A 9,862-nucleotide genomic window follows, 5' to 3' on the forward strand; every position below is an offset into this window, starting at 1 on the left:
GATGCCGCGCCACCGCCCCCTGCTCGATGAAACGCGCCGCATTCTCGCGCTTGCGTGGCCAGTGATGCTGACCAGCCTCAACTGGACGGTTCTGAGCGTGACCGACATCGTCGTGGTCGGGCTGACCGGGACCGACCAGGTCGCCGCGCTGGGGGCGAGCCGCGCCTTGACCTTCGTGACGATCGTCGGCGGGCTTGCCTGGCTGTCGGGCACCTTGGTGTTCACTGCGCGCGCCGACGGGGCGAAGGATTTGCCCGAGACCGGCGCGACGCTGCGCGCGGGCCTGGTGCTGGCGCTGCTGCTGGGGGTGGCCGGAGCGGTCGGCTTCGGACTGTTCGCCGAGCGGTTGCTGGCGGCGATCGGCGTCGCGCCGGCGCTGATCGGACCGGCCGCGCGCGTCGTGCGGGTGATGGCGCTGTGCTATCCGACCCAGCTGGCGATGATCGCCGCGAGTTTTTTCCTCGAAGGCATTGCGCGGCCGCGCCGCGTGATGAGCGTCAACCTCGCGGTGCTGCCGCTCAACGCGCTGCTCGCCTGGGCATGGTCGGGCGGGCATCTCGGCTTTCCGGCGCTCGGTGCCGTGGGTGCGGCACTGGCGACGGCCATGGCGTCATCGCTCGGCGCGCTGGCGATGCTCGGTGCGGCGTGGACGCTGCCGCAGGCGCGCGAACGCGGCGTGCGCGATCTGTCGGGTGCGGCGTGGGCGGCGGCGCTGCGCGGGGCGGGGCGCCTTGCCCGATTCGGGATCGTGCCTGCGCTCGCCTCGGGGCTCGAACTTGCCGGCTTCTCGATCCTGATCGCGCTCTCGACCGATTTCGGCGCAGTGACCGCGCACGCCTTCCAGATCGTGTTCGCGGTGCACAACGTGGTGTTCGGCGTCGCGCTGGGCCTCGGCTCGGCCGCGGGAGTCCGCGCAGGCAATGCGGTCGGCGCAGGGACTCCCGCGCTGGCGATTCCGCGCGCGCTGATCGCGATGGCGCTGGCGGCGCTGACAACGGCGGCGTTGGCGACGCTGATCGTGCTCGGGCGCGGCATGATCGTCGCGCTGTTTCCCGCCGCGACGGGCGTCCACGGCGTGGCGCTGGCGATGCTGCCGATCTGGGCGCCGTTCATCCTGTTTGACGGGGTGCAGGTCGTGATCGTCTATACGCTGCGTTCGCTCGGCGATCAGGTCGTGACGGGGATCAACAGCATCCTCGCCTTCTTCCTCATCACCGGCGGGGCGGGCTGGCTGCTGGTGCAGCACGGCGCAGGGCCGATCGGGCTGGTCTATGCCTCGGGCGTCGGGATGGTCGCCGCGACGTTGCTCCACGGCGCGCGCTTCGCGCTGATCAGTGCGCGGTTTCGCCGGAAAAGCTGAGCACCAGTTCCTTGGCGTTGACGGGCACGTCGAGCTTGGCGCTGTTGAATTCGAGCTTGCCCCTGGGTGCAAGCGTGTTCGCCTCGGGCCGGATCATCCAGCTGAACACGATCCGGCGCTGCGCGTCGCGCAGATCGGCGCGGATGTCGGGCACCGGCTGTGGCGAATCGGTCGGGTTGAGGACGGTGCCGCTGACCGCGAAGATCTCGTTGCCGTTGAAGACGTGCTGATCGATCGGCTTGCTGACGATCTTGAGCGGGGTGCCGGCATTGGGCTGGAACAGGTCGCTGGCGAGCCCCGGCGCGCCCGAATAGACGATGCCGCCGAACGCGGCGAGCATCGCGACGCCCGCGGCGAGGGCGGCTACCGTCCAGCGCTTCGCCGGATTGCGGCGCGCGCGAAACGGCGGCGCGTGGGCGAAGGGGTCGTAGCTCGGCACGCCAGGCTGGACCGGGCTTGGCTGCTCGAGCGGCGGAGGCGAGTCGGCGATCGGCGCTTCGACGGGCGTTTGCGCGACCGGCGCCACGCCGGCGTCTTCCGGATCCCCGGCGACGACGCCTTCCTGGAACCAGCTATGCTTGCAGCTGGCGCAGCGCACGGTGCGGCCATCGGGCCCGATCGCAGTGTCGGGAACGAGGTAACGCGTGTGGCACTCGGTACATTCGAGGATCATGATATGGCTTTGGCCCCGTTGCCGCCCGCTGGCAACGTGTCTCGAAATCTACGCCTTTCGCAGATCGGCCGCAAGAGCCGCGATGCGTGCCCGCTTGTGGCGGCGTGGCGGATCGTGCGATGCACACACGCGGCATAGGGTCAAAAAGCGAGCAACACGCGCCACCATGGCGAATATCGTCCAGTTCGAGAATGTGGGGCTGCGGTACGGCACCAGTCAGGAGACGTTGACCGATGTCAGCTTCACCCTGTCGAGCGGCGCGTTCTATTTTCTGACCGGCGCGTCGGGGGCGGGGAAGACCTCGCTGCTGCGGCTGCTCTATCTCGCGCAGCGTCCGACGCGCGGCAACATCCGGCTGTTCGGCGAGGATGCGGTGACGCTGCCGCGCGGGCGTTTACCGGGGTTTCGGCGGCGGATCGGCGTGGTGTTCCAGGATTTCCGGCTCGTCCCGCATCTTTCGGCGTTCGACAATATCGCGCTACCGTTGCGCGTCTCGGGCGTCCCCGAAAGCGATGTGGATGCGCCGGTGCGCGAAATGCTCGCCTGGGTGGGGCTGAGCGACCGTATTGACGCCAAGCCGCTGACGCTGTCGGGCGGCGAGCAGCAGCGCGTCGCGATTGCGCGCGCCGTGATCGGTCGGCCCGAAATCCTCGTCGCCGACGAGCCGACCGGCAACGTCGACCCCGACATGGCTGAGCGGCTGCTGCATCTGTTCGACTCGCTCAATCGGCTCGGCACGACCGTCGTCGTCGCAACGCACGATTTCCACCTGCTCGGGCGGATCCAGAATGCGCACATGATGCGACTCGACAAGGGGCGCCTGCTCGATCCGACCGGCTCGCTGCGCTTCCCGCCGCCGCCCGCGAGCGGCGAATGAGCGTCGCGTTGATCGCCTCGACTGCCGACCGGCGCCTGCTCGACGAAAGCCGCGGCACGCGCGTGATGACGTGGATCATGGCGATCATGCTGTTTCTGACGGTGCTGGCGGCGGCGCTGGGGCTGGGGACGCTAGGGGCGGCGGCATTGCTCGACCGCCAGCTGGCCGGGCGGCTGACGGTGCAGATCGTCGAGCCGGTCGAGGCCAAGCGGCTTGATCAGGCGGCGCGGGCACTTGCCGCGCTCAAATCGAACCGTGAGGTCACCCGCGCCACCGCGGTCGCTCCTGCCAAGCTCGCGACGCTGCTGCGGCCCTGGCTCGGCAGCGACGCGTCCGATCCCGATTTGCCGATCCCGGCGATGATCGACGTCGATCTGCGCGTTGCGGATGCGGCCGCGGTGGCGCGCGTGCGCGCTACGGTTCGCCAAGTCGCGCCCTCGGCGCGGATCGACCGGCATGAAAGCTGGATGTCGCCGGTGCGCGATTTCATGGCGATGGTAAGCTGGCTGGCGGGTGGGCTCGTCGTGCTGATGGCCGCGGCGACCGCGGCGGTGGTGATCCTCGCGGCGCGAGCGGGACTGGAGACGCATCGCGCGACGATCGAGGTGCTCCACATGCTGGGCTCGACCGACGTCCAGGTCGCGCGGCTGTTCCAGCGCCGGATCGCGCTCGACACGCTGCTCGGCGGGTTGCTCGGCACCGCGCTCGCGTTGGGGACGGTTGGTGTGATCGGGTTGCAATTGAGCGCGCTCGGATCCGATCTGCTTGCCGGTCTGACGCTCACCGCGCGCGACTGGATCGTGCTTGGCTGCCTGCCGATCGCCTTTGCCGTGCTCGCCACCTTCGCCGCGCGCCAGGCGGTGCTCGGCACGCTCGGCAAATATCTATGATCCTGCGCCTCCTCGCCGTGGCGGCGCTGCTCTACGGGATCGGCTTTGCGATCTTCCTCAAGACGATGCCGGCCCCTGTGGCCGGCCCGAAGACCGACGCCATCGTCGTGCTGACCGGCGGGGCAGGGCGGATCGACCGCGGGCTCGCTTTGCTCAAGGCGCATGCCGGTCAGCGCATGTTGATCAGCGGTGTCGCGCCCGAAGTGCGCCCGGGCGAGCTCGCGCACGAATATCACGTCAGCCCTTCGCTGTTCCGCTGCTGCATCGATCTCGGCCATGAGGCCGTCGATACGCGCTCGAACGCCGACGAGACCGCGGATTGGGTGCGCGATCACAAATACACGTCGGTTCGGCTGGTCACGTCGGACTGGCACCTCGCGCGCGCCAAGCTCGAATTGGTCAGTGCGCTCGACGGTGATGCGAAAGTGATCGGCGACGGCGTGCCGAGCACCCCGCGCTCCGCGCTCCTGATCGGCGAATATAACAAATTGCTGGTACGGCGCGCGGCGTTGTTGATGAAGGCCGTCTTATGATCGCGCTGCGAAACCTCCTGTTCAAGCTGCTCTTCTACGGCGGGTCGGTGCCGATCGTGATGACCACGCCGATCTCGGCGCTGATCAGCTGGCGCGCGCTGGTCGCACACACGCATTTCTGGACGCGCTGGCACGGCTGGACGACCCGCCACATCCTCGACATCCACCAGCGGATCGAAGGCGGACGCTTCGGCGATATGGCGTTCGGTGGCGCGCCGGTGCTCTATGCCGCCAAGCACCAGTCGATGTACGAGACGCTCGAGCTCGGGCGGATGCTGCGCAATCCGGCGATCGTGATGAAGCAGGAACTGACCGACATTCCGGTGTGGGGCTGGGCGGCCAAACGCTATGGCGTCATCGTCGTCGATCGCGAGGCGTCGGCGGGCGCTTTGCGGCGGATGCTGCGCGATGCGCGCGCGGCGCTTTCGGCGAAACGCTCGATCCTGATCTTTCCCGAAGGCACGCGCGTGGCGCCCGGCGAGCAGCCCGAACTGCGCGCAGGCTTTGCGGGTCTGTATCAGATGCTCAAGATTCCGGTTGTCCCGGTGGCGATCGACAGCGGGCTGGTGTGGCCGAAGCACGGTCCCAAACTGCCGGGAACGGTGACGTTCCGCTTCGGTGACCCGATCCCGCCCGGGCTGCCGCGCGACGAGGCTGAACGGCGCGTCCATGCCGCGATCAACGCGCTGGATGTGCCAAACCCTTAAGCGTGCGCCACTTACTCGTGCGTGCGCCCGAAATCGGGGGCGGGGTCGTCCTGCCCCTGTTCGATGATCCCGCGCCGCACCGCGCGCGTCTTGGTGAACAGGTCGAACAGCTCGTCGCCCTTGCCCCAGCGGATCGCGCGCTGGAGCGCCGACAGATCCTCCGAGAAGCGCTGCAGCATGTCGAGCACCGCCTCGCGATTGGCGAGGAACACGTCGCGCCACATCGTCGGGTCCGACGCGGCGATGCGCGTGAAATCGCGAAAACCGCCTGCCGAATATTTGATCACTTCGGACTGCGTGACCTCTTCCATGTCCGACGCGGTGCCGACAATCGTATAGGCGATCAGGTGCGGCAGATGGCTGGTGATCGCGAGCACGCGGTCGTGATGGTCGGGCGCCATCGTCTCGATCTCGGCGCCCAATCGCCGCCAGAATTCGGCGACGCGCTCGACGGCGAGCGCGTTGGTGCCCTCGGGCGGCGTCAGGATGCACCAACGCTTGTGGAACAGCGTTGCAAAGCCCGCTTCGGGCCCGCTGCGCTCGGTTCCCGCGACGGGATGCGCCGGCACGATCGTCGCGTTCGGCAGCGCTGCTGTGAGGGCGCGGACGACTTCGGCCTTGCAGCTGCCGACGTCGCTGACCACGGCGTCTGCGGGGAGGTCGGCGGCGAAGTCGCGCGCCGCGGCTTCCATTGCGCCGACCGGGACGCACAGGATGACGAGATCGGCGTCGATCACCGCCGCGCCGCTGCTGCTCGCGACATCATCGAACATGTCGAGCCGCTCGGCAGTCGCGCGCACATCTGGATCGGCATCGTAGCCGGTCAGGGCGACGCTGGGCATCGCGGCACGCGTGGCGCGCGCGATCGAGGATCCGATCAGGCCGATCCCGATGATGGTGACGCGGGCGAAAGGCAGCATGGCGGCGCGCATGGCGGATCGCTGGCGTCATGGCAAGGTTTGCGCCTCTGGCGTTGTCGCGTGCGCCTGCTAGGAGATCCCGAGCGGGAGACGGGAATGCGGGGTGGCGAGACGGTCTGGCATGCGCTCGAGGCGGCGCGACAGGCCAATCTGAGCGAAGCGGGGATCGCCCCGCCGGTCGCGGGCGATACCGGCCAGACGCGCCGCGCGGTGTTGCTGGCACTCGGCGCGAGCGGCTTCGCAGCGGCGCTGCCGCGGCCCGCCTTTGCAGCGCCGGGCGGCGGCCCGGTGGCGATCATCGGCGGTGGGATCGCGGGGCTGACGGCGTTGTGGCACCTGACGCAGGCCGGGATCGACGCGCAGCTGTACGAGGCGCGCACGCGGCTCGGCGGCCGGATGTACACTGCGCGCGAACCCGGCAAGCCGACGGTCGAGGCAGGCGGGCAGCTCGTCAACACCGACCATGCCGACATGCACGCGCTGACCCGCGAATTCGGGCTCGCCTTGCTCGACCGCAAGGGCGCGCCGCATCGCACGGCGATCCTGAGCGACGGCAAGGAAGTCCCCGAGGGCAAGCTCGCTAGCGCCCTGCGCGGCATCGCCGGGCAGATCGACGCCGATTCGGTGCGGCTCGATCAGAATTACGCCAAGGTCGCGCTCGAGCTCGATGCGATGAGCTTCACGTCCTATCTCGACAAGCATGCAGCCTTGATGCCTGATCCGTGGGTCCGCCGCCTGATGGAGGCGACCGCGCGGACCGAATATGGCGCCGAGCCGGGACAGGCCTCGGCGATCGAGCTGATCTTCAACCTGCCGTCGATCTCGGGGCGACGGATCGATGTGCTCAGCCGCAGCGACGAACGCTATCTGATCGAGGGCGGGAGCAGTGCGCTGATTGCGGCGATGGCGGCGCGGCTCACCGGGCGCATCACCACCAACCGCCGCGTGACGCGGATCGACCCGTTCGGCCCCGGCGTGCGGATCGTCTTTTCCGATGGGAAGACCGTCGATGCGGCCAACGTCATCGTCACGACGCCTGCCTCGATCACGCGGAAGATCGATTTCCGCATCCCGCTGCCGCCGCTGTGGACGCGTTTCATTGCCGAGGTCGGGCTCGGCGTGAACATGAAGGTCCAGGCCGGGATGAGCGCGCGGCCGTGGGACAAGGTGATCGGCCGCGGCGGCGAGATCTGGCAGACCAATCCGCGCGGCGGCGTCGCCAGCGGCTGGGACGGCAGCGTGCATGGGCGCGGCGCAAGCGGCGATGTGTGGACCTGGTTCCTCGGCGGCGCCGAAGTCGCGGCGGCCGATACGCCCGAACCCGCCGCGCTGGCCAAGCGCTTCGCTGCGCAAGCCGAAGCCGGGCTGCCGGGAATCACGGCCGCGACGAGCGCGTTTGCACGGCGCAGCGCCTGGCACCGCGATCCGATGTCGATGGGCGCCTATGTCAATTTCCGCCCCGGTCAGCTGACGCGCTTCGGCCGGCTGATCTGGACCGAGGTCGACGGCATGGCGAAGGCGCCGGTCGCGTCGGGCCCGGTGCTGTTTGCGGGCGAGCATCTCTCCGACGCCTATCCCGGCTATATGAACGGTAGCGCGCAGACCGGGCGGCTTGCGGCGCAGACGATCATCGCAGGGCGCGCGCACGCGCGCCGCTTGAGTTGAACCCTGCGCGGGCCTAACCGCAGGGAATGAGCGAAGATCCGCGTTTCGGGCTAGCCCGCCATGTCAGTCTGCCCGGGCCGCTTCGGCTCGATGGCGGGGTGCTGCTCTCGCCGGTCGAGATTGCGTACGAGACCTATGGCACGCTCAACGCCGATGCCAGCAACGCGATCCTGCTCTGCCACGCGCTGACCGGCGACCAGCACGTCGCGTCGGCGCATCCGGTGACGGGCAAGCCCGGCTGGTGGGTGCGGATGGTCGGGCCGGGCAAGCCGATCGATCCCGCGCGGCACTTCATTGTCTGTGCGAACGTGCTCGGCAGCTGCATGGGATCGTCGGGCCCTGCGACGGTCAATCCCGCGACCGGCGCGCCGTGGGGGATGAGCTTCCCCGTCATCACGATTCGCGACATGGTGCGTGCGCAGGCGCTGCTGCTCGATCATCTCGGGATCGAGACGCTTCAGGCCGTGGTCGGCGGGTCGATGGGCGGAATGCAGGCGCTGAGCTGGCCCGCGACCTTCCCCGAGCGCGTCCGCGCCGCGGTGGTGATCGCCTCGACCGCGCGCCACACCGCGCAGAACATCGCTTTCCACGAAGTCGGGCGCCAGGCGGTGATGGCGGACCCGAAATGGCGCGGCGGCGCCTATTACGAAGCGGGCGATCCGCCCGCGGCGGGGCTCGCGGTCGCGCGGATGGCGGCGCACATTACCTATCTGTCGGAGGCCGGCCTCACCGAGAAGTTCGGCCGCCGGCTGCAGGCGCGCCCAGATCGCCCCGACGGCGCGATCAGCTTCGGCTTCGATGCCGATTTCCAGATCGAGAGCTATCTGCGCCACCAGGGGATCAGCTTCGTCGATCGCTTCGACGCCAATTCGTACCTCTACATCACCCGCGCGATGGATTATTTCGATCTCGCGGGGGAGCATGGCGGGAAGCTCGCGAATGCCTTCCGCGCGACCAAAGCGCGCTTCTGCCTCGTCAGCTTCGACACCGACTGGCTGTACCCGACCGCCGAATCGCGTGCGATCGTCCATGCGCTCAACGCCGCCGGCGCGCCGGTCAGCTTCGTCGAACTGTCGAGCCCGTACGGGCACGATGCCTTCCTGCTCGAAGCGCCCGAGATGAACCGTGTCGTCAATGGTTTCCTGAGGGCGGGCGAATGATCACGCTATCCGGCGACAAAGGCCTGCTCGACGTGGCGCAGATTCACGCCTGGCTGGCCTCGAGCTATTGGTCGCCGGGGATCGCGCGCGACCTGGTCGAGCGCGCGATCGCCGGATCGCACTGTCTTGGCGCCTACCGCGACGGCGTTCAGATCGGCTATGCCCGCGCCATCACCGATCGCGCGACCTTTGCCTGGATCGCCGATGTGTGGATCGACGCGGCGGCGCGCGGACAGGGACTGGGGCGGGCGATGGTGCAATGGTTCGTCGATCATCCCGACTATCAGGGAATTCGCCGGATCGCGCTCGTCACGGCCGACGCGCACGGCGTCTATGATGCGATCGGCTTCCACGCGCCGATCCGGCCCGAGCGCTATATGGAACGGCTCGACCCGACCTTTGCCGCGGCGTTGCGCGCATGACCGCGCTCCGCCCCGATCTTGCGATCATCGCCGAGCATGTCGCGCCGGGTACGCGCATCCTCGACGTCGGCTGCGGCGATGGCGCGCTGATGGCGGCGCTGCGTGACACCAAGCGCGTCGATGCGCGCGGGCTCGAGCTCGATGCCGGCAATGTCGCCGCAGCGGTCTCGCGCGGGCTGTCGGTGATCCAGGGCGATGCCGATGTTGATCTCGCCGAATATCCGCAGGCGAGCTTCGACTATGCGATTCTCAGCCAGACGCTGCAAACCGCCAAGCGCCCCGACGCCGTGCTCGATCATCTGCTCCGCGTCGGTCGGCAGGCATTCGTATCCTTCCCCAACTTCGCGCATTGGCGCGTGCGCATGTCGCTGCTGCTGGGCGGGCGGATGCCGGTGACGCGGCTGCTGCCCGAACGCTGGTACGACACGCCCAACATCCATCACGTCACGATCGACGATTTCCGCAGCTTCGTGGGCGAGCGCGGCATTGCCGTCGAGGGTGCATGGTTCCTTTCGGGCGACAAGCGTACCGGGACCGCAGCGGCGAACATCTTTGCCGAACATGCCGTCTTCTTGCTGCGCAAACCGAACTGAGCCCGAGGAACCAAAGCGTTGGGCGCGGGGTTACTTGATTCCGTAACACAAGAAGGTTCTCG

The 9,862-nt window shown here is 68.6% G+C and carries 11 protein-coding genes; 9 read left to right on the forward strand and 2 right to left on the reverse strand.

Going from position 1 to position 9,862, the window contains the following annotated elements; translation table 11 throughout:
- Position 1: 1 nt before the first annotated feature.
- Positions 2 to 1,360, forward strand: a complete 1,359-nt coding sequence (locus ACVWYO_RS09785; protein WP_457350323.1) for an MATE family efflux transporter — start codon at positions 2 to 4, stop codon at positions 1,358 to 1,360.
- Here ACVWYO_RS09785 and ACVWYO_RS09790 read toward each other — a convergent pair.
- Positions 1,332 to 2,033: an MJ0042-type zinc finger domain-containing protein gene (locus tag ACVWYO_RS09790; RefSeq protein ID WP_457350325.1), complete on the reverse strand. Its 702-nt coding sequence runs from the start codon at positions 2,031 to 2,033 to the stop codon at positions 1,332 to 1,334. The genes ACVWYO_RS09785 and ACVWYO_RS09790 overlap by 29 nt on opposite strands.
- A gap of 166 nt (positions 2,034 to 2,199) precedes the next feature.
- On the opposite strand from ACVWYO_RS09790, the gene ftsE reads away from it, so the two are divergent.
- Genes ftsE through ACVWYO_RS09810 form a run of 4 tightly spaced genes read left to right on the forward strand, consistent with a single transcriptional unit; the run spans position 2,200 to position 5,040 of the window.
- A complete protein-coding gene (gene ftsE, locus ACVWYO_RS09795) occupies positions 2,200 to 2,910 on the forward strand; it encodes a cell division ATP-binding protein FtsE (RefSeq protein WP_457350327.1) in 711 nt (236 codons plus the stop codon).
- Positions 2,907 to 3,800, forward strand: a complete 894-nt coding sequence (locus ACVWYO_RS09800; RefSeq protein ID WP_457350329.1) for a cell division protein FtsX — start codon at positions 2,907 to 2,909, stop codon at positions 3,798 to 3,800. Before ftsE ends, ACVWYO_RS09800 begins: the two co-directional genes overlap by 4 nt.
- Complete coding sequence (locus tag ACVWYO_RS09805) at positions 3,797 to 4,333, forward strand: YdcF family protein (protein ID WP_457350331.1); 537 nt, start codon at positions 3,797 to 3,799, stop codon at positions 4,331 to 4,333. The genes ACVWYO_RS09800 and ACVWYO_RS09805 overlap by 4 nt, the downstream gene beginning before the upstream one ends.
- Positions 4,330 to 5,040, forward strand: a complete 711-nt coding sequence (locus ACVWYO_RS09810; RefSeq protein ID WP_457350333.1) for a lysophospholipid acyltransferase family protein — start codon at positions 4,330 to 4,332, stop codon at positions 5,038 to 5,040. Before ACVWYO_RS09805 ends, ACVWYO_RS09810 begins: the two co-directional genes overlap by 4 nt.
- Before the next feature lie 11 nt (positions 5,041 to 5,051).
- Here the strand turns inward: ACVWYO_RS09810 and ACVWYO_RS09815 are convergent, their stop codons facing one another.
- Complete coding sequence (locus tag ACVWYO_RS09815) at positions 5,052 to 5,960, reverse strand: prephenate/arogenate dehydrogenase family protein (RefSeq protein ID WP_457350335.1); 909 nt, start codon at positions 5,958 to 5,960, stop codon at positions 5,052 to 5,054.
- A gap of 60 nt (positions 5,961 to 6,020) precedes the next feature.
- Here ACVWYO_RS09815 and ACVWYO_RS09820 point away from each other — a divergent pair, with 60 nt between their 5' ends.
- From ACVWYO_RS09820 to metW, 4 genes are read left to right on the forward strand one after another with little or no spacing between them, the layout of a single operon-like run.
- The gene (locus ACVWYO_RS09820) at positions 6,021 to 7,625 is read left to right on the forward strand and encodes a flavin monoamine oxidase family protein (protein WP_457350337.1); all 1,605 of its coding nucleotides are present in this window, start codon (positions 6,021 to 6,023) and stop codon (positions 7,623 to 7,625) included.
- A gap of 26 nt (positions 7,626 to 7,651) precedes the next feature.
- Complete coding sequence (metX, locus tag ACVWYO_RS09825) at positions 7,652 to 8,785, forward strand: homoserine O-acetyltransferase MetX (protein WP_457350339.1); 1,134 nt, start codon at positions 7,652 to 7,654, stop codon at positions 8,783 to 8,785.
- Positions 8,782 to 9,207 (forward strand): GNAT family N-acetyltransferase, encoded by a 426-nt coding sequence (locus ACVWYO_RS09830; protein ID WP_457350341.1) that lies wholly within the window; start codon positions 8,782 to 8,784, stop codon positions 9,205 to 9,207. Before metX ends, ACVWYO_RS09830 begins: the two co-directional genes overlap by 4 nt.
- Complete coding sequence (gene metW / locus ACVWYO_RS09835; RefSeq protein WP_457350343.1) at positions 9,204 to 9,800, forward strand: methionine biosynthesis protein MetW; 597 nt, start codon at positions 9,204 to 9,206, stop codon at positions 9,798 to 9,800. The genes ACVWYO_RS09830 and metW overlap by 4 nt, the downstream gene beginning before the upstream one ends.
- Positions 9,801 to 9,862 lie beyond the last annotated feature (62 nt).

The sequence above is a fragment of the Sphingomonas sp. UYP23 genome, assembly GCF_054059235.1.

What these genes read in the sequence shown, in the direction of transcription:
- ACVWYO_RS09785 (WP_457350323.1), top strand. Translation starts at nt 2, where the DNA reads ATGCCGCGCCACCGCCCCCTGCTCGATGAAACGCGCCGCATTCTCGCG.
- ACVWYO_RS09790 (WP_457350325.1), bottom strand. Translation starts at nt 2,033, where the DNA reads ATGATCCTCGAATGTACCGAGTGCCACACGCGTTACCTCGTTCCCGAC.
- ftsE (WP_457350327.1), top strand. Translation starts at nt 2,200, where the DNA reads ATGGCGAATATCGTCCAGTTCGAGAATGTGGGGCTGCGGTACGGCACC.
- ACVWYO_RS09800 (WP_457350329.1), top strand. Translation starts at nt 2,907, where the DNA reads ATGAGCGTCGCGTTGATCGCCTCGACTGCCGACCGGCGCCTGCTCGAC.
- ACVWYO_RS09805 (WP_457350331.1), top strand. Translation starts at nt 3,797, where the DNA reads ATGATCCTGCGCCTCCTCGCCGTGGCGGCGCTGCTCTACGGGATCGGC.
- ACVWYO_RS09810 (WP_457350333.1), top strand. Translation starts at nt 4,330, where the DNA reads ATGATCGCGCTGCGAAACCTCCTGTTCAAGCTGCTCTTCTACGGCGGG.
- ACVWYO_RS09815 (WP_457350335.1), bottom strand. Translation starts at nt 5,960, where the DNA reads ATGCTGCCTTTCGCCCGCGTCACCATCATCGGGATCGGCCTGATCGGA.
- metX (WP_457350339.1), top strand. Translation starts at nt 7,652, where the DNA reads ATGAGCGAAGATCCGCGTTTCGGGCTAGCCCGCCATGTCAGTCTGCCC.
- ACVWYO_RS09830 (WP_457350341.1), top strand. Translation starts at nt 8,782, where the DNA reads ATGATCACGCTATCCGGCGACAAAGGCCTGCTCGACGTGGCGCAGATT.
- metW (WP_457350343.1), top strand. Translation starts at nt 9,204, where the DNA reads ATGACCGCGCTCCGCCCCGATCTTGCGATCATCGCCGAGCATGTCGCG.